The 19,208-nt window shown below is 35.8% G+C and carries 15 protein-coding genes; 2 read left to right on the top strand and 13 right to left on the bottom strand.

The window, feature by feature from the left end:
* Positions 1–2: 2 nt before the first annotated feature.
* The 3 genes from ACRDEC_RS04485 to recR form a co-directional block, all read right to left on the bottom strand.
* Complete coding sequence (locus ACRDEC_RS04485; protein WP_431497129.1) at positions 3–2,447, bottom strand: polysaccharide biosynthesis tyrosine autokinase; 2,445 nt, start codon at positions 2,445–2,447, stop codon at positions 3–5.
* Positions 2,448–2,456: 9 nt separating this feature from the next.
* On the bottom strand, positions 2,457–3,248 hold the full coding sequence (locus ACRDEC_RS04480) for a polysaccharide biosynthesis/export family protein (protein ID WP_431497128.1): 792 nt from the start codon (positions 3,246–3,248) through the stop codon (positions 2,457–2,459).
* Positions 3,249–3,323: 75 nt separating this feature from the next.
* Positions 3,324–3,944 carry a recombination mediator RecR gene (recR, locus tag ACRDEC_RS04475; RefSeq protein ID WP_431497127.1) on the bottom strand — a complete coding sequence of 207 codons (621 nt, stop codon included), beginning with the start codon at positions 3,942–3,944 and terminating at the stop codon, positions 3,324–3,326.
* A 156-nt stretch (positions 3,945–4,100) separates the two neighbouring features.
* On the opposite strand from recR, the gene ACRDEC_RS04470 reads away from it, so the two are divergent.
* Entirely contained in the window at positions 4,101–5,603 is a 1,503-nt protein-coding gene (locus ACRDEC_RS04470) for a sodium:solute symporter (RefSeq protein ID WP_431497126.1), read from the top strand.
* A gap of 122 nt (positions 5,604–5,725) precedes the next feature.
* Here ACRDEC_RS04470 and ACRDEC_RS04465 read toward each other — a convergent pair whose 3' ends face one another.
* A complete protein-coding gene (locus ACRDEC_RS04465) occupies positions 5,726–6,091 on the bottom strand; it encodes a CoA-binding protein (protein ID WP_431497125.1) in 366 nt (121 codons plus the stop codon).
* A gap of 126 nt (positions 6,092–6,217) precedes the next feature.
* Between ACRDEC_RS04465 and ACRDEC_RS04460 the strand changes: the two genes are divergently transcribed.
* Positions 6,218–6,841 (top strand): MarC family NAAT transporter, encoded by a 624-nt coding sequence (locus ACRDEC_RS04460; protein WP_431497124.1) that lies wholly within the window; start codon positions 6,218–6,220, stop codon positions 6,839–6,841.
* Between the two features lie 68 nt (positions 6,842–6,909).
* Here ACRDEC_RS04460 and ctlX read toward each other — a convergent pair whose 3' ends face one another.
* The 9 genes from ctlX to rplQ form a co-directional block, all read right to left on the bottom strand.
* Positions 6,910–7,866: a citrulline utilization hydrolase CtlX gene (ctlX, locus tag ACRDEC_RS04455; protein ID WP_431497123.1), complete on the bottom strand. Its 957-nt coding sequence runs from the start codon at positions 7,864–7,866 to the stop codon at positions 6,910–6,912.
* 43 nt (positions 7,867–7,909) lie between these two features.
* Positions 7,910–8,824 (bottom strand): dimethylarginine dimethylaminohydrolase family protein, encoded by a 915-nt coding sequence (locus ACRDEC_RS04450; protein ID WP_431497122.1) that lies wholly within the window; start codon positions 8,822–8,824, stop codon positions 7,910–7,912.
* Between the two features lie 106 nt (positions 8,825–8,930).
* Entirely contained in the window at positions 8,931–10,214 is a 1,284-nt protein-coding gene (locus ACRDEC_RS04445) for a citrate synthase (protein ID WP_431497121.1), read from the bottom strand.
* A gap of 191 nt (positions 10,215–10,405) precedes the next feature.
* Positions 10,406–12,934, bottom strand: a complete 2,529-nt coding sequence (locus tag ACRDEC_RS04440; protein ID WP_431497120.1) for a DUF7619 domain-containing protein — start codon at positions 12,932–12,934, stop codon at positions 10,406–10,408.
* 118 nt (positions 12,935–13,052) lie between these two features.
* Positions 13,053–13,814 (bottom strand): LytR/AlgR family response regulator transcription factor, encoded by a 762-nt coding sequence (locus ACRDEC_RS04435; protein ID WP_431497119.1) that lies wholly within the window; start codon positions 13,812–13,814, stop codon positions 13,053–13,055.
* A 38-nt stretch (positions 13,815–13,852) separates the two neighbouring features.
* The gene (locus ACRDEC_RS04430; protein WP_431497118.1) at positions 13,853–15,841 is read right to left on the bottom strand and encodes a tetratricopeptide repeat-containing sensor histidine kinase; all 1,989 of its coding nucleotides are present in this window, start codon (positions 15,839–15,841) and stop codon (positions 13,853–13,855) included.
* Between the two features lie 282 nt (positions 15,842–16,123).
* Complete coding sequence (eno, locus tag ACRDEC_RS04425) at positions 16,124–17,416, bottom strand: phosphopyruvate hydratase (protein WP_431497117.1); 1,293 nt, start codon at positions 17,414–17,416, stop codon at positions 16,124–16,126.
* Positions 17,417–17,506: 90 nt separating this feature from the next.
* Positions 17,507–18,613, bottom strand: coding sequence for a glutamine-hydrolyzing carbamoyl-phosphate synthase small subunit (carA, locus tag ACRDEC_RS04420; RefSeq protein ID WP_431497116.1), 1,107 nt, complete (start codon positions 18,611–18,613; stop codon positions 17,507–17,509).
* An 88-nt stretch (positions 18,614–18,701) separates the two neighbouring features.
* Positions 18,702–19,208, bottom strand: coding sequence for a 50S ribosomal protein L17 (gene rplQ / locus ACRDEC_RS04415; protein WP_431497115.1), 507 nt, complete (start codon positions 19,206–19,208; stop codon positions 18,702–18,704).

Raw genomic sequence — 19,208 nt, 5'->3', positions numbered from 1 at the left:
ACTTATTTTTTGAATAATTTTTGAATGAATACTTTTATTGGGTTTTCAGGTTTCTCAACCTCATGATACCCATCAGAATAATTTCCGTAACCATAACCATAGCCGTAACCGTAACCGTATTTCGCTTTTTGTTCGAAATCGTTAAATACAATACTAATGTTACTTAATTCACCTCTTTTGTGCTTATTATTCACTAATGACAGCATTTCTTTTTTTGTTACATTTTGTCTTACCACATACAATGTCGCATCACAAAAAGGAGTCAGCTCTAATGCATCTGAAACCAATCCGACCGGCGGTGTATCCAGAATGATATAATCATATTTTTCTTTCAGTTCATCTAGCATTTCTTTCATGGTTTCACCCATGATCAATTCGGCTGGATTGGGAGGAATTGGCCCTGCCGGAATAAAATCCAAATAGGGAATCGAAGTTGACTGTGTAATTTCCTCCAGTGTTTTTTGCCCAATTAAATAATTGACAGCACCAACTGTATTTTCGATGTTAAAATCATCGAAAATTTTCGGCTTTCTTAAATCCAGACCGACAATAACCGTTTTCTTTTCGCTTAAAGCAAAAACAGTAGCAATGTTTATACTGCAAAATGATTTCCCTTCCCCACTGATGGAAGAAGTCAGCATCAAAGTTTTAGAACCAGCCTGTTGCCTTTTATATAAAAACTGTAATGATGATCTAACTGCCCTAAAACTTTCGGCTAAGGCAGATTTAGGTTTTTCATACACTGACAGATTACCTCTCGTATTTTTCTTACCCACCACACCAAGGATAGGGATTTTTGTCAATTTAGTAATATCGTCAGTGTTTTTAATAGTATTATCGATTATAGTAATTCCGAAAACCAGCAGAAGTGGTAATAACAATCCTAAAAACAAAGCCAGAACATAATTTACACTTGTTTTAGGCCCCATTAATCCACCTCCGGTATCTTTTGCAGAATCAATAAATTGAATATCGGATAAATTGGCAGCTCTTACGATATCAGCTTCACTTCTTTTTTCAAGAAATGAGTTGTAAACATTTTTATTTAAATCGTATTTTCTATTGATTTTAACCAATTCCTGCTGTTGTTCCGGCAATCTCTTAATTGTACTTTCGGCATAGCCTATTTTTCTGTTGACCGCGGAAAGATCATACTGAATAGATGCTTTTGCTGAAGAAATATTTTCCAGCAATACTTTTTTAAGCGCTTCCATTTGCGAATCGAAGTCCTTAAACTTTTTATCGTTTTTAACTGCGTACGACAGTTCCGAACGTTCTGTAGATAAGGCCGTTAATTTTGTAACATTCGCAACAATATTAGGATCATCTATCCCGGCAACGGATGGAGCAGGAAGTTTAGAAAAATCAGTGCTGTTTATCAGATACGCTTTTAAAGTATTGTAATACGCCAGCTTTCTGTTGATTAAATCTTTTTCAACATCTAAATCGGTAATTTGGCTTGTGTATTTTTCACCTCCTAATTCGACTTCAAATATATTTTTGTCTTTGCTGAAGTTTTTTAACTCATCTTCTGTATTCTTCAGCTGTCCTTCCATAGCAACTAAAGTACTATCGATAAAAGCAATAGTATTTGTTGCAAATTGATTTTTAGCTTGTAGTTGCCTGTCGATAAGTTTTTTTACAGTTCCATTTAAATAATCAACCATTCGGGCCTTGTTTGTACCTTGCAGGTTTAACTCTAAAATAGCACCTCCTTTTACATCTGTCTGAATGTCAATATCTTTGTATTTATTTACAATACTATTAAAATCAGCAAATCGCACCATGTGGCTTGATCCTTCATAAAAACCAGGATTATTAGTCAGCTCCAGTTTCCAATGTAAAAATGGCAATGAAACTTGCTCACCGATTTTATACCGCTTCTTAAACTCCCCAACGACAACATTTGTTTTACTTTCTGTTTCAGTAGTATAATTTAACAACGCAACACTTGGCTCTTCAAAATTAATGACCATCTCGTACTCATTTGGGCTCACAAATCTGATGTTGATTAGTTGTCCTTTGAGCTGTGGAAGGTTTTTATTGATATTTACATAAAAAGGTACTTCACCATAAGCATCTTCAATATTGTATTTTCCTTGTCTTAAATATTCGATAAAATAATTAAGTTCTTTAACAACCATTTCGTTATGTGAACGGGATTTTATGGTGGTTGTTAGGGTTTGAACCTGATCTGAAGTCCCTCCCCAATTGAAAACTAAGCTTGTATTTGAAGTAAAAAAAGGATTGTTTTCTTCTTTATAGGCAATAGTTGTAGACACGCCGTATATTTTCTGCTTTCTGATATTTACCTGATAAGCGATTGTAAAGGCAATGATTAAACTTACCAGAAACCAACTCCAATAGCCCAGTATTTTTGTAAAAAAAGCCTTGAAATCAAAACTGTTTTGATTTTCAAAAAAAGAAAAGTCTTTCGTGTCAAGCATCAGATGAAATTATTTTTTTATCAAAAAATAGGTGGTTACCAATAAGGTAAAAGCACTTAAAATAGTGGTAAATGACTGCAAACCATTAACTCCAAACCCCCAGGATTTCTGTTTTAAAGGCTTAACATAGATAAAATCGTTTGGCTGAATGTAATAATAAGGGGATTTCATTACATCAACATTGGTTAAATCTAACGAATGCATTTCAGTACCGTGCGGATACTGCCTTATTACCATTACTTCTTTGCGATTACCAACAGTAGTTATATCTCCACTATTTGCGATAGCTTCAAGAATCGTTACTTTATCCTGAAAAAGTGTTTTGGTTCCCGGACTGCTTATTTCTCCATTGACCGTATAACGCATTCCGGCTAATTTTACCGAAACAAAAATATCAGCTTCTTTATTGAAATATTGGTCTAACAATTGTTTTTCGATTTTAATCCGAATCTCATCAAGTGTTAAGCCGATTACAGCAACTTCGCCTAAAACCGGAACACGGATATTCCCGTGATCATCTACTGAAAAACCATCAAAATACAATTTATCCGGAGTATTTGATTGTGTAGCGCTTCCTTCGGTAGTATTAAACATCTCAACCAGTTTCTGATCAAGTGCTTTTATTTTCACAGTCAGGATGTCATTTACCTGAGCCCGATACGGCTTTAAATTAATAGGCTCTACTGCAGACTGTTGACTGGAACCACTTGTTTTTTGAAGGTAAACCAAATCTTTATTTGATACGCAGGAGGTAACCAGAAAAAGAAAAACAAGGCCCAGAAAACTATATATTTTATTCATTTTTAGTGACAATTTTGGGAAACAAATATAGGTTTTTCATTTGCAAAAATAAAACCCTAAATCCATTTAATTCAATTAATTATTTTTGAAAGAATTCTCAAAAGGAATTCTATTTACAATACTTCGCCCAAGAGTAACCTCATCTGCATATTCCAGTTCATCTCCTACCGAAATCCCTCTGGCAATAGACGAAGTTACAACCTCGGTTTCCTTAATTTGCTTATAGATGTAAAAATTAGTCGTATCTCCTTCCATTGTTGAACTCAGCGCAAAAATAACTTCCTTCACATGACCGGATTTTACCTTTTCAACCAGAGTAGAAATATTCAGCTGACTAGGTCCAATGCCATCAATAGGCGAAATCTTACCACCAAGAACGTGATAAATGCCTCGAAATTGTCCTGTATTCTCAATTGCCATCACATCACGTACATCTTCTACAACACAGATAATTTCCTGGTTACGGCTTTGGTTACGGCAAATTTCACAAACTTCGACATCTGAAATGTTATGACAGTTTTTACAAAATTTAATCTCTTCTCGCATTTTAAGCAAAGATTCCGATAAAAACCGGACTTGTTCGCTGGGTTGTTTCAACAGATGTAAAACCAATCGCAAAGCCGTTCTCTTACCAATACCCGGTAATTGAGACATTTCATTAACTGCGTTTTCTAATAATTTTGATGAGAATTCCATGGTACAAAAATAGTTATTTAGATCGTTAGAGAGTCGGATTTTTAGCTTTTTAAAAAAGAGCGGACCGAAGTTTCATTTTTTCTAAATAAACAAATAAGCAAGACAATCAAATGAACATATTTTTTGTATTTTGGCACTACTAAAATTGTATTAAAAATGACGCCATTCGCCATCTTATCACTTATTGTAATTTATTTTGGATTATTATTCCTTATTTCACATGTTGTGAGTAAGAAAAACAGCGGAAATGATGCGTTTTTTAAAGCAAATAAAAACTCTAAATGGTATCTGGTTGCTTTTGGAATGATTGGCACTGCGCTTTCGGGCGTAACTTTTATATCTGTTCCGGGAGAAGTAGGAAATCCGGACCTTCAGTTCAAATATTTCCAGTTTATTTTAGGTAATGCCATCGGTTTTATTATCGTTGCCAAAGTTTTACTTCCGTTGTATTACCGAATGAATCTGACTTCTATTTATGGTTATATTGAACAGCGTTTAGGAGTTATCAGTTATAAGACCGCAGCGACTATTTTCCTGATTAGCCGCACCATCGGATCAGCATTCAGACTGTATCTTGTTGTCATCGTTTTGCAACGTTATGTATTTGAGTATTACGGAATTCCATTTACATTTACTGTATTAATGTCGCTTTTACTGATTTTTGCTTATACGTATCGAGGCGGTTTAAAAACGATTATTATTACTGATACTTTGCAGACATTCTTTTTAGTTTCTTCGGTATTCCTGACCATCTTTTTCATTTGCAGAAGTTTGGATTTGAGCATCGTCAGCGCTTTTGAAGAAGTAAAAAACAGCAGTTATTCTAAGATTTTCTTTTTTGAAGATTATCTGAAAGGCAACTATTTCTGGAAACAGCTTTTGGGCGGGATTTTTACAACTATTGCTATGGTTGGACTGGATCAGGATTTAATGCAGAAAAACCTGAGCTGCAAAAACATTGGAGAAGCACAAAAAAACATGTACACTTTTACAGGGATTTTTGTGATTATCAATATTTTCTTTTTAAGCGTAGGAGCTTTGCTTTATATTTATGCAGCTAAAAACGGAATTGATGTACCGAATGATTTAATCACCGGAAAACCAAGAACGGATTTATTGTTCCCTGAAATTGCCTTCCATCATTTGAGTTTATTTCCTGCAATTGTCTTTTTATTAGGACTGACTGCGGCTACTTTCGCTACAACAGACTCAGCGCTGACAGCATTAACAACTTCTTTCTGTGTTGATTTTCTGGGAATGGACAAAGAAGAAAACTTAAACAAGCCTAATATTGTAAGAAAACGCCATTTGGTACATATTGGGTTTTCTTTTTTAATGTTTCTGGTAATTGTAATTTTCAATTCTTTTAATGACAGCTCAGTTGTTGCCATGATTTTCACAGTAGCAAGCTATACATATGGCCCATTATTGGGATTGTATGCTTTTGGTTTGTTCATGAAATCCAAAACCGTCAATGACAAACTTGTTCCTGTTATTTGTGTAGCAGCTCCTTTGATTACTTTTTTAATTAACGAAAACTTCAAAACACGGCCTAACGGATATGTTTTCTCCTATGAAATCATCATTGTGAATGGCCTCATTACTTTCCTTGGGTTGTTATTAATCAGCAGGCCAGCGATAAAAGAAACGCGATTTTAGTTTTTTTTAGCCCTGATAGAAGTGAAAATCCTGTTATTGCAAAAAAAAAGAAATCCGATTCAAAAGATTACTCTTCTGCAATAACAGATTGTAACGGATAGCAGGAATAGCTCCTGAACCTTTTAGTATTGATTAGTAGCCAATAAAACCAAAGTACAAGCCACTTCGACCTGAATTCCGTTTGCTTTGAGCAGTTGGTAAAATTCCGGATTTTCAGTTCCCGGATTAAAAACCACACGTTTGGGTTTGGTCTCCAGAATATAGTTATAATAATCGCGTTGGCGTGCCGGATTAAGATAAAGTGTCACCGTGTGAATATTAGCCAATGGAATATTTTTTGTTCGTATTGTAATTCCTGCCACTTCTCCTGCGTTTTGACCTATTGCAATAACCGAATGCCCTTTTTCGACTAACATAGTAACGGCTTTAAAAGCATAACGATCCGATTTTGCAGATGCTCCAAGTACGACAGTTTTTTTATTCTTCATTTCTTGATTATTTTTCCACAAAAGTACTCAAAATTGCTGCTTTAAACTAAAATCTATATCTTTATAAATTATTGATGATTTCGTAATAATCAATCACTGTCCAACCTATACTTTTGCCAAAAAAACATGGAATTATTTATTTATCTATTTTTTGCTTTATTTTCAGTATTAAATCCAATTGGAACAGTGCCAATTTTCGTTGGTCTTACCCAACATGATGACAAAGCAGAGCGTTCGCGGATTTCGCTTTGGACCTCAATTAATGTGAGTATCATTCTGATTATCTCTTTTTTTATAGGCCAATATGTTTTGTCTTTTTTTGGGATTACGATTAATGCACTCCGAATTTCAGGAGGTATCATTATTGCCAGTTCAGGGTTTTCTTTGCTCTCCGGTAAATTCAGCAAAAAAAGGGGTATTAATAAAAAAGTAAAGACTGATGTGCAAAGCAGAAACGATATTGCATTGACTCCGCTTGCCATGCCGATGCTTGCCGGTCCCGGTTCTATTTCACTATTGATTGCGTTTTACCAGGAACATCATGAACCTAACGAAATGATTATCTCGACATTATCAATCATCGCGGTTTCTTTTAGTATTTATCTGGTTTTAAGAAGCGCACATTACCTGTCAAAAATATTAGGTGCCTCAGGAATTGTTGCTATTTCAAGAATTGTCGGATTCCTAACCATCGCAATTGGAATTCAATACATTATAAGTTCTATTTTGAGTATTATAAGAGGAATATAATTCCTATAAAACATAAAAAAAGCCCGTCATGATGAATTATAACGGGCTTTTTTTATGTTTAAGACTTTCTATTCTTCTTCTTCTTCTTCTTCTTCTCTTGGCAAGAAAATTTCCGCCATCATACAACGTGCGCTTCCGCCTCCACAGGCTTCAATGGTATCTAAACTTGAACTTAAGATGGTTACATGTTCTTCCAGTTGAGCAATTTGTTTTTTAGTCAGACTCTGATGTGCTGAAGCACTCATTATTAAATACCTTCTGTCGTTAGCTCCTTTTACTTCCAGCATATTTCCGGCAAAATTATTCACCTGATCTTCGGTAATTAAGATTACTTCTTTTTCATCCCCACGCAAGCTATCCAACACCATTTTTCGTTCTTTTTTATCATCGATACTGTCGGCACAAATTACAGCGTAGGTTTCACCCAAACACATCATTACGTTAGTGTGGTAAATTAATTTACGCTCACCGTTTACGGTTTGAAATGCTTCAAAAATAACCGGAGTCAATTCGAAATCTTCACAAAATTCGATAAACAATTCTTCGTCGGCACGAGGCGAAAGCGCACAATAGGCTTTTCCGTTTTGTCTGTCTAAAAGCAAACTTCCTGTTCCTTCAAGAAAAATACCATCTTCCTCCGCCGAAGTATAATCGACAATATTTTCAATTTGAAAACCTTTATCTTCGAGCAAATCCAGAATTTCTTCACGACGCTCCAATCTTCGGTTTTCGGCAAACATCGGATACAATGCTACATCTCCATTTTCATGGAACGAAATCCAGTTATTTGGAAAAACACTATCCGGCGTATCAGGATCTAAGGTGTCATCAACGACAGTCACATCGACACCAACATCTCTCAATTTTTCAACAAAAACATCAAATTCCTGTTGTGCTTTAGCATTTACTGTAGCGGGCAACAATCCGTCTAATACTTTTTGGTAGTAATTATTTACAGCCGTTTGTTCGTTCATGCGAAAAGCAACTGGACGAATCATCAATATTGAATTTGTAGTTTGTTTCATTTTATTTTAGTTTAAGTTCATCCTTTTTTTGGATGACATAAAATTAGTCTCTAATTAAAGGCAAAGTAGAACATCTTAAAAGTCCTTCCTGCTTAGCGATTTCGGCATATGGAATTTCTTCTACCGTAAATCCGTTTTCACGAAGCCAGTTGTTTAATCTTGTGAAATTCTTTTCGGAAACTACTACATCAGGCGCAATGGAAAACACATTGGAATTCATGTGATACATTTCGTCCCGTGTAATATGAAACAGGTTTTCTTTCCCAAAAAGATGTACTAAAAACATATAATCTGCTTCTTCACGGAAACCGCTTTTGTAGATTATTCCTTTATTTTTTCCCACAGGCTGAAAACAGCAATCCAAATGCAATGCATTATCTCTGGCTTCAATTTTAGATTTTACCAAATCAAATTCTTTGACAATTTTGTTCGGGAACAATTCTTTGATATACTGTACACCTTCCATGTTAGTCCTTGCTGTAATGTAATCTTTGTAATCGCTTCCTTTGTAAGTTCCTATAAAAATATAATTGTCCCAAAGCATAACATCTCCTCCTTCAATATGTACTTCTTCCGGAGGACGGACTATTTTAGACGGGTTTATCTGATCGATAACATATTGTATCGCATCTAACTCGCGCTCTCTGTCCGGAAGAATATTAGCTTTAATAAAAGTATCATCGATAACAAATCCAATATCTCTGGCGAAAATCTGATTGTAATTTTCAATCATTTCCGGGCGAAACACTTTAACATCATATTTCTGGAATACTTTATTGAAAGCTTCCATTTCATTTACCATATCGACTTCTACAGGATAGGTTCCGGCAAGGATATGTTCTAATGATTTAGGATCATACGCTTCGTCTACTGAAGGCGTTGCCCCATTATTTATTGCCGAACCTAAAACAACGGCTCTTAATCTTGATGATTCGTTTTTTACATTTAATTGTAGCATAAAATAGCTTTTGGCTTTACTTGGTCAGTTTGCTGACGCTCTTGTAAGCAAATATAAAAAAAGCTTCTCGATGGGAGAAGCTTTTCATTTATTTAATTGATTTAATTTATCTCTTATCCATCGGAGTAAACTCTCTCAAAGGATGTCCGGTATACACCTGACGCGGACGGCCTATCGGCTCTTTGTTTACTCGCATTTCTTTCCATTGCGCAATCCATCCCGGAAGACGGCCAATAGCGAAAAGTACCGTAAACATATCCGTAGGAATTCCTAATGCACGATAAATGATTCCTGAATAGAAATCTACGTTCGGATATAGTTTTCTTGACACAAAATATTCATCAACTAAAGCTGATTCTTCCAGTCTCTTAGCGATTCCTAAAATCGGATCATCAACACCTAAAGTTGCTAAAACTTCATCCGCTGCTTTTTTAATGATTTTTGCTCTTGGATCAAAGTTTTTATACACTCTGTGACCAAAGCCCATCAAACGGAACGGATCATCTTTATCTTTGGCTTTAGCCAAATATTTATCAGCATCACCTCCATTTTTCTGAATCTCTTCAAGCATTTCAAGTACCGCCTGATTAGCACCACCGTGAAGCGGGCCCCAAAGAGCAGAAACTCCTGCAGAAATTGAAGCGAATAAACCAGCATGTGATGAACCTACGATTCTTACTGTCGATGTTGAACAGTTTTGCTCGTGATCCGCATGTAATATAAATAATTTATCTAAAGCATCTACCACAACCGGATTTACTGTATACGGTCCAGTAGGCAATTCGAACATTAATCGCATGAAGTTTTCAACATATCCTTTCGTATTATCGTAATAATTCAAAGGATAACCCATGCATTTTCTGTATGTCCAGGTAGCAATAACAAGGAATTTACCCATTGTTTTACAAACTGCCTCATACATTTCTTTTTCGTTTTCTACATTGACAACTTTTGGATTAAAAGCAGTTAATGCACTGGTCAACGAAGACAAAACGCCCATTGGGTGCGCTGTTTTAGGAAAACCATCAATGATGTTTTTCATTTCTTCGTTTACCAAAGTATATTTCCTGATGTCTGTTTCAAATTGCGCCAACTCTGCTTTTGCAGGCAACTCTCCAAAAATAACCAGGTAAGATACTTCTAGAAAATTCGCTTTTTCAGCTAAATCTTCAATGGCATACCCTCTGTAACGCAGGATTCCTTCTTCTCCGTCAAGGAATGTAATCTCACTTTGGCAAGAACCAGAATTTTTATACCCCGGATCAAGAGTGATTGCGCCGGTTAGGGCACGTAGTTTTTCTATATCGATAGCTGCTTCATTCTCGCTTCCTACTAAAACCGGAAACTCATACTTATTGCCATCAAATTCTAATATTGCTGTTTTTGACATAATATAATTTGGGAATTAATCTTAAAAAAATATAATTTAACAAATCTAATAAATTCTTAACTAAATAAAAAAGTTTTGAAGTAAGGTTTTAGTTAATTCTTTCAAAAAAGCAATTTCAATGACAATGAGCCAAAAAACGAAAAAGCCCAAAAGTGAAACTTTTGAGCCTTTTCCAACTTAAAACAAATTATTTACTTTTTAATTATTCTTTCAACTTTGGTTCCCTTTTCAGTACTAATCTTGATAAAATAGATTCCGGCAGCCCTTGAAGTCAAATCAATCAATTCACTTGGTTCATCCGAAACCCTTGTCATCAATATTCTTCCCTGTACATCAAAAAGCTGGACAGACTGAATGGTATTTATTGATTTTATATGAATCATACCATTTGTCGGGTTAGGATAAATAGCTATTGCATTATCTATTGTATTTTCATCAATACCTAAAGACTGGAAGGTTGTTCGGGCTACATTGGTCTCGATTGGAGCATTGTAATCAAAGAAAATATCCGCTTTATTCTCCACTGCATCTCCATCAATCAAATTATCTCTGGTTCTAACTTTCAGTAAAATGTTTCCATGCCCTCCATATCCAAGATTAATGTTTGGAAAAATAAATTCTACTTTATTTCCCGAAATTCTGGCAGTCACCGGATGCGAACTGTCTAATACCTGCAATGTTTTTTCATCAAATTTTACCGTATCGATAATATCTTTCACCACAATATTCTCTGCTGGTGCCGTTCCTGTGTTTTCAAAATTAATTACATAATGCAGGTATCCCCCTATTTTTACAGGCGAAATGATTTTTCCTTCAACACATAATTTATCATTTGGATCAAAAGAACCTACAACGGTCTGATTGAACTGAAACAAATTATCCATCGTTGTTTCATCTCCTGCCATTGGTAAAATAGTCGCTGTCAATTGCAGCACATCATTAATATTTACGGGATTTGTCGCTGTAGGACTGTTTACATTCATGGTAACGGTAATGCTTCTGGATTCGAAAGGCATTAGATTAGCATAATCCCAACTGATCCCTCCAGCACCTTGCGAAGAAGGAGTTTGCGAAGCCGAAACAAAATTCATTAGGTTCTGGTTGTACATAAAGTTGATGCCATAAGATTGCGTCATCACCTGATTTCCTTTGTTTTTATATACTATCTTATAAACCGCGTCAAAGCCGGGCCTTGCAGGAACAATCGGAGCGATCACAATTTCCAGATCAGGATGAAACCCGTTTGCCGTGATACAGAAATTCTGATTCGCGTTATTGTTATTGTTGTTTCCAAAATTAATTACTGCATTCGGTGGAGAGAAAATAAAAAATGTTGGATTTTCTACATTTGGTGTTAAGGTAAAATTACCGGCTTGGGTATGAAAAGCATACTCGCCATTGTCATTTAGAAGCGAAAATCCTTCATTTGTCCCATCATTAATTTTCACTTTCAGGAAAGACTGTGGCAAATCAGCGATATCACAACCATTATTATTGGAATCAAAAATCATATTTCCTGAGATCGTATTGTAATTTCCTCCCGGTGTGAAGGAGCAGTACGTATTAACCGAAATATTGTATGGGGCATAAAAATAATCGATTTCGCTTTGTAAAATCCCAAGTTCGGCATCATCTCCACAGATATATTGTAAACTAAGCAATGAAGTATCATAGAATAACTGGTCAATATTCTGAACTTTCCCATTTTTTAAATTGATATGGGTAAGCGCAATATCCGAATGGATACTAATATTGTAAAGATTGCTGTTTGAAGACAAATCCAGCGATAAAAGATTTGGATTATCACTTACATCTAATGTGACTAAATTAACCAATGCCGATAAATCTACAGCCGTTATACTTGTTCCTCCAATACCTAAACTTGTTAATCCGGTGTGAGCAGACAGGTTCAATGATGTTATACCACTTCCGCCAATTGATAAATGTTTCAAAGCTGGCAGATTATCCAAATTCACTGCGGTTAATTGAGTATTTCCGCATACTAACCATTTTAGTTGGGGAAGATTTTGAAAATTTAAATTTGTAAATAAATTTCCATAGCAAGAAATATCCGAAACTTCCACCAAGTTTGAAACATTTAGAGCGGACAACTGATTATTTTGACAATCTAAAACTCGCAGACTATTATTCGCAGATAAATCTATTGTAGTTATTGCATTGTCATTAAAAAAGAACTGGCTTAATACAGCCATATTACTCACATTCAATGACGAAAGTTGATTATGTGAACAATTAAAGTTAAACAGATTGTTTAAGTTAGACACATTTAACGTTGTAATTTGATTTCTCTCACAATCAAACTGTACTAAATTACCTAATAAGGAAACATCAATACTGGAAAGGTTATTTTCTCCACATCTTAAAATCCTTAACCCTGGCAATGATGAAATATTCAAAGAACTGATTTCATTTTTCTCGCAAATCAGTTCATTTACATTTACAAAATCTTCAATTCCAGTCATATTAGAAATATTCATTTCTCTTAAATACAAATAACTTACTTGCGAAGCTTCTGCAACTTGAATTTCACCATCAGAATTGCTGTCAATCTTAAAAAAATTCCCGCTTAAGTTTTTGGCAATGTAATATGTCGGACTTGCTTGCAGCAATTGCGTCTTTAAATTAGCATCGGGAATATTCACAATCTGGGCCTGTGCAATTCCGGTTAGCAAGAAAAGTAAGAGTAGTATTTTTTTCATAATCATCGTGTATTTTTTGGTTGGTTGTTTTTTGTTTTGGTTCTCTTCTGTAAAAATAAAAACTTACAAATGGTTTATTCCGGCAATTGAGTATTCGACTGGTTTCGGTTAGAATTTGCTACATGGTTTTTAATAATTCCTGTAATCGTTCTTTCTTCCGCTGCGAAATAGGCAAATTGCTGTTATCTGCCATCACAACATAACCACCGTCTTTCTTGATATACGATTTCAAATACGAAAGATTAATCAGATGCGATTGATGAATCCTTTCAAATCCATGTTCTGTCAGCATATCTTCGTATTCTTTCAGTGTTTTCGAAATCAGAATCGGTTTATTATTTTTAATATAGAACTTCGTATAATTGTCTTCACTTTCACATCGGATAATATCACTGATCTCAAACAAATGGATTCCATCGGAAGTTGAAAGCGCAATCCTCCTGAAATTGTCTACCTTTTTACGAATGTTTTCCAGCAACAAATCTATGTGGGCATAACTGTCATTTTTATGCAGCACATTCTTAAGCTTCACCACTACTTTTTCCAATTCTTCCGGATCAACCGGTTTCAAAAGAAAATCAAGCGCGCTAAATCGGAATGCCTTCACAGCATATTGCTCATGAGCTGTAATAAACACAATATGAGATGTTGACTTCCCTTTCTTATTTGCAATCTCTTCCAGAACATCAAACCCAGTTCCGTCACCCAACTGAATATCCAGAAAAACAACTTCCGGATTTAGCAATTGCATGGTCTCGATTCCGGTTTTCACGCTATCGGCTTCTCCAATAATCTTTATTTCCGGCGCGTATCTTTCCAAAAGGCTTTTCATTCCATTTCGCAAATTAGCATCGTCATCTATTAATAGGGCTGTTATCATATTCTTGCTTTAAGCTAAAAACTATTTATATCTATTCTCTATCGTTTGCTTCTTCCTTCTTCACCCACAAACTGTATCGGCAAATTCAAAACCACTTTAGTTCCTAAAACCACTCCGTTTTCGGTAAGTTCTTCTATTTCTACCTTGGCTTTTTTGGAGGTATAAGCTTCCATCATTTCCAATCGCTTTCTGGTAATGTCCAATGCCATAGATTTATGCACTGAAACAAGATTCTCTTTTAATTCTTTCGATTTATTAAACCCAATACCATTATCAGTTATCGTGCAAATCAGGTTCTCTCCGTTTAGTGCAAAATCTACATCCAGCTTCCCTGATTCTTTTTTCGGAATCAAACCGTGAATAATCGCATTCTCTACAAACGGCTGCAGCAACAAAGGAGGCAGTCCCATATCATCTTCTATTTCTCCACTTTTGGTAATGGCAAATTCAAATTTTTTATTGAAGCGAAGCTGCTCCAGTTCAAGATAATTCTGCAGACTTTCAATTTCCTTGTCAATCGGGATTAAAGACTCTTTCGAATATTCCAAAGTAAGTCGCATCAGTTTCGAAAATTTAGAAAGGTATTTAATCGCTGAATCCGTACCGTTCTGTACAATAAAACTCGAAATAGATCCTAAGCAATTAAACACAAAGTGCGGATTCATCTGCAAGTGCAGCGCTTTTTGCTCGTATTCTGCCAATTCTTTCTGAAGTGTCAAGTGCTTTTTAAGTTGCAGTCTGTTATAAATCAGAAATACGATACCGCATAACAATAAAATCAAAAGTGCAGTAAACACGATCTGCTGACTGTGTCTTTTTACTTGTTCTTTATAAACGATTTCTTTTTTCTCCTGCTCCTTTTTCTGTATGGCTTCTTTCTTTTCAAACTCAAAATTCATTTCGGCTCTCACGCTGTTGCGGATGCTTTCATGATTGCTCACGCTGTCTTTGGCAATGCTGTACAATTTGTAGTGTTGTAACGCTTCCGCAGATTTGCCTTGCTTTTCATAAATTTCACTCAATCTTTTTTCTGCATGCTCTACCTGCTCCGTAATATCAAGCGCTCTTGCAAGTTCTAACGATTTAGAGGTATTCACCAAAGCTTCCTGGTATTTTCCCTGCTCATAATAAATATCTCCGATATAAAAATAAGTATCTGACACACCAAATTTATCTTCAATGGAAGCAAACCGTTCCAGCGCTCTCGAATAACTCTCCAATGCTTTAGATTGATTATTCGTATTTTTATAATACAACCCGATATTGTTGTACAATTCTCCAAGCCCTCTATTATTTGGGTGTTTGTCAAATAACTGCTGGGCTTTGGTATAGTATTCAAAGGCTTTCGGATAATTCTTCTGGTTCTGGTAAATACTTCCAATATTCGTTGTGGTAATTCCTACGGTATTGTCTCCTATTTTCTGCTGTATTTTTAAGCATTTTATAAAATATTGCAGGGCTTTAAAATCCTCGCCCTGAGCTTTGTACACAATACCGACGTTATTATATACTCTGGCCATTTTTTCATAATTCCTGCTTTCTTCATAAATCTTCAGGGCTTTCAAATGGTACTGAAGGGCTTTCGAATAATTGCTCTGTTCCGAAAAAACAATCCCAACACTTCCATAAGCACGGGCCAATCCATTATTGACTTCCGCTTTTTCTCCTCCGGTTCTCTTTTCTTCTTCACTTTCAAAAACAGCTTGTGCATTCGAAAAATTTTGCAGGGCCAAAACATAATCTCCCAGAATAATAGATGCATTTCCTTTGTTCAGATACGCATTCCCTTCTGCCAATCTGTATTGGATCTTTTGAGATAATTGCAGTGCTTTTTCTGCATAATCCAGCATCTTTTTAGGACTGTCTGTCCGGTATTCGCTTGCAATAGCGTTCAGCAATTCTACCTTGTCGATATCATTTTTTGCATTTTTAAAAACAGTAATCAGGCTGTCAGCTGCTTTATTCTGAGAAGCAACACGAGTAGTAGAAACAAGAAGCAGGAAAAGAAAGTAATGGTATATTTTCATAACTGGTTTTTTGCCAAAAATTGGGATAAACAAAAATAATCTTTACTTTCATACAGCAAAGCACAAATGAGAATTTGACGGGTTTGAATGAGAATTCGATAAACTGCCGTTACATTATCTTCTTATTTGTCCTTCCTATTTTCATATTGTCTTCCCCAAAAGCCTGATTAGCTCAGCCGGAAGTCATTTTAGCACTTCCGTGAAAGTTATCCAGCCTCTTCCAAACAAAAACACCCGCTGACTAATTAGCCAACGGGTGCATATACTATGTATAATCTAAGATTATTTCACTTTAAAAGCACGTACTCCAGGGAAATACGCTACCTCATTCAATTCTTCTTCAATACGAAGCAATTGATTGTATTTTGCCATACGATCCGAACGGGAAGCTGATCCTGTTTTGATCTGACCACAGTTTAATGCTACTGCTAAATCTGCAATGGTATTATCTTCTGTTTCTCCTGAACGGTGTGACATTACTGAAGTATATCCTGCATTATGCGCCATATTTACAGCTGCAATAGTTTCTGTCAAAGTTCCAATTTGGTTCACTTTTACTAAAATCGAGTTAGCAATTCCTTCCGAAATTCCTCGGGACAAACGCTGTACATTTGTTACAAACAGATCATCTCCAACCAATTGTACTTTATCACCTATTTTCTCTGTTAAGTATTTCCAGCCAGCCCAGTCATCTTCATACATTCCGTCTTCAATAGAAACAATTGGGTATTTCTGCGTTAATTCTGCCAGATAATCTGCTTGTTCTTCTGAACTTCTTACTTTTCCTGTTTCTCCTTCAAATTTTGTGTAATCGTATTTTCCGTTTACATAAAACTCAGAAGCAGCACAGTCTAAAGCAATCATAATATCATCCCCAAAAGTATAACCTGCATTTTCAACTGCTTTTTTAATAGAATCCAAAGCATCTTCAGTTCCTCCTGGTAAATTAGGTGCAAATCCTCCTTCATCTCCTACTGCCGTAGATAAGTTTCTGTCGTGTAACACTTTCTTAAGGTTGTGAAAAATTTCCGTTCCCATTTGCATTGCATGTGTAAACGAAGTGGCTTTTACCGGCATAATCATAAACTCCTGAAAAGCGATTGGCGCATCAGAATGTGATCCTCCATTAATGATGTTCATCATAGGTACAGGCAATGTATTTGCCGAAACACCTCCGATATATCTGTACAATGGCAATCCTAATTCGTTGGCTGCTGCTTTGGCTACTGCCAAAGAAACTCCAAGAATAGCATTGGCTCCCAAATTGGATTTATTTGGCGTACCATCTAATTCAATCATCGTTTTATCAATAAGATTCTGTTCAAAAACAGAAGTCCCCATCAATTCATTAGCAATAGTTATATTAACGTTTTCAACAGCTTTCAGTACTCCTTTACCCATAAAGGCTTTTCCGCCGTCACGCAATTCAACTGCTTCATGCTCACCTGTTGACGCTCCTGAAGGAACAGCAGCACGGCCTAAAACACCGTTTTCAGTGATTACATCTACTTCAATAGTTGGATTTCCTCTTGAATCAAGGATTTGTCTTGCATGTATTTTTATGATGATACTCATAGTATTTTTAAAATTTAAGGTTATTACAAATATATTCAATCCCTGAAAATGCTTTTCTTCAAAAATCGAATGTTATTAATGATACTATTACTATTTTGAAAGTTTTATATTCTCAATAAATTGGTCAAACAAATACGACGAATCATGAGGTCCAGGGCTTGCTTCCGGATGGTATTGCACCGAAAAGCAATTTTTAGACTTCATTCGCATTCCCGCCACTGTCTCATCATTGATATGTAAATGCGTAATTTCCAAATCAGCGTGATTGTCCAATTCTTCTTTATTCACTGCAAATCCGTGGTTTTGCGATGTGATTTCTCCTTTTCCGGTAATCAGATTCTTAACCGGATGATTAATCCCTCTGTGTCCGTTGAACATCTTATATGTTGAAACACCGTTAGCCAAGGCAATAACCTGATGTCCTAAACAGATACCAAAAAGCGGATAATTCCCTGAAATAATTTCTTTTGCTGTAGCAATTGCCTCAAATAAAGGATCAGGATCTCCAGGTCCGTTGGAAAGGAAATAACCGTCAGGATTGAAAGCTTTCATTTCTTCAAAAGTGGCATTGTACGGGAAAACTTTGATATAGCAATCTCTCTTAGCCAGGTTTCTCAAGATGTTTCTCTTGATTCCTAAGTCCAAAGCAGAGATTTTATACGTTGCATTTTCATCTCCAAAGAAATAAGGAGTTGTAGTAGATACTTTCGAAGCCAATTCCAATCCATTCATATCCGGGATCAGATCCAGTTGTTTTTTAAGTTCTTCAACCGAAGTTCCATCTGTAGAAATAACAGCATTCATAGCTCCATTATCGCGAATATAACTCACAAGAGCTCTGGTGTCAACATCAGAAATGCAAACCAGGTTCTGCTTTTGAAAATAATCGAATAAATCGCTTTCTGAATCAGGACGAGAGTGGTTCACCGAAAAATTTTTACAAACCAATCCGGAAATCATGATTCTATCTGATTCTACTTCGTTAGCGTTTACTCCGTAATTACCAATATGAGCATTAGTAGCTACCATGATTTGCCCAAAATAAGACGGATCAGTAAAGATTTCCTGGTAACCGGTTGTCCCGGTATTGAAGCAAACTTCCCCAAAGGTCGTTCCACTGATTCCAATTGACTTGCCATGGAAGATGGTTCCGTCGCTTAATAATAAAATGGCTTTTTGTTTTGTTGTGTGTTGCATTGTAGTTATTTATTTTGCAAAAATAATTCAAAAAAAAAGGATAAACTAGTAAAAGTTTATCCTTAATATTTATGAAGTAAGATTCATATTATTCTGCACTATCAGTAGTTTCTTCAGAAGATGCAGCTGGAGCTTCAGGAGCTGGAGTTTCAGCAACTGGCGTATCCGCTTTTTTAGCTTTTCCACCACGACGGCTTTTAGCTTTTTTCTCTTCTTTTTTACCACCATTGTATAGTTCGTTGAAGTCTACTAATTCGATCATTGCCATATCAGCATTATCTCCTAAACGATTACCTAATTTGATAATACGTGTGTATCCTCCTGGACGATCTCCTACTTTAGCTGCTACGTCTCTGAATAAATCAGTTACGGCATATTTGCTACGTAAGTAAGAAAAACATATACGACGATTGTGAGTTGTATCTTCCTTTGATTTTGTAATAAGCGGCTCAACGAATTGTTTAAGCGCTTTAGCTTTAGCAACTGTAGTGTTAATACGTTTGTGCTCAATTAGAGAACAAGCCATATTAGCTAACATAGCTTTTCTATGTCCAGTCTGTCTGCTTAAGTGATTGAATTTTTTTCCGTGTCTCAT

Origin of the sequence: Flavobacterium sp. (assembly GCF_050696275.1) — a bacterium.
In the GTDB taxonomy this organism is placed as follows: Bacteria; Bacteroidota; Bacteroidia; order Flavobacteriales; family Flavobacteriaceae; genus Flavobacterium.
Note: the sequence above shows the minus strand (reverse complement) of the source record. Positions and strands in the feature narration are given on the sequence as shown.

Bases quoted from the DNA above. Each gene is read 5' to 3' on its own strand.
- ACRDEC_RS04485 (WP_431497129.1), bottom strand. From the start codon at position 2,447: ATGCTTGACACGAAAGACTTTTCTTTTTTTGAAAATCAAAACAGTTTT.
- ACRDEC_RS04480 (WP_431497128.1), bottom strand. From the start codon at position 3,248: ATGAATAAAATATATAGTTTTCTGGGCCTTGTTTTTCTTTTTCTGGTT.
- recR (WP_431497127.1), bottom strand. From the start codon at position 3,944: ATGGAATTCTCATCAAAATTATTAGAAAACGCAGTTAATGAAATGTCT.
- ACRDEC_RS04470 (WP_431497126.1), top strand. From the start codon at position 4,101: ATGACGCCATTCGCCATCTTATCACTTATTGTAATTTATTTTGGATTA.
- ACRDEC_RS04465 (WP_431497125.1), bottom strand. From the start codon at position 6,091: ATGAAGAATAAAAAAACTGTCGTACTTGGAGCATCTGCAAAATCGGAT.
- ACRDEC_RS04460 (WP_431497124.1), top strand. From the start codon at position 6,218: ATGGAATTATTTATTTATCTATTTTTTGCTTTATTTTCAGTATTAAAT.
- ctlX (WP_431497123.1), bottom strand. From the start codon at position 7,866: ATGAAACAAACTACAAATTCAATATTGATGATTCGTCCAGTTGCTTTT.
- ACRDEC_RS04450 (WP_431497122.1), bottom strand. From the start codon at position 8,824: ATGCTACAATTAAATGTAAAAAACGAATCATCAAGATTAAGAGCCGTT.
- ACRDEC_RS04445 (WP_431497121.1), bottom strand. From the start codon at position 10,214: ATGTCAAAAACAGCAATATTAGAATTTGATGGCAATAAGTATGAGTTT.
- ACRDEC_RS04440 (WP_431497120.1), bottom strand. From the start codon at position 12,934: ATGAAAAAAATACTACTCTTACTTTTCTTGCTAACCGGAATTGCACAG.
- ACRDEC_RS04435 (WP_431497119.1), bottom strand. From the start codon at position 13,814: ATGATAACAGCCCTATTAATAGATGACGATGCTAATTTGCGAAATGGA.
- ACRDEC_RS04430 (WP_431497118.1), bottom strand. From the start codon at position 15,841: ATGAAAATATACCATTACTTTCTTTTCCTGCTTCTTGTTTCTACTACT.
- eno (WP_431497117.1), bottom strand. From the start codon at position 17,416: ATGAGTATCATCATAAAAATACATGCAAGACAAATCCTTGATTCAAGA.
- carA (WP_431497116.1), bottom strand. From the start codon at position 18,613: ATGCAACACACAACAAAACAAAAAGCCATTTTATTATTAAGCGACGGA.
- rplQ (WP_431497115.1), bottom strand. From the start codon at position 19,208: ATGAGACACGGAAAAAAATTCAATCACTTAAGCAGACAGACTGGACAT.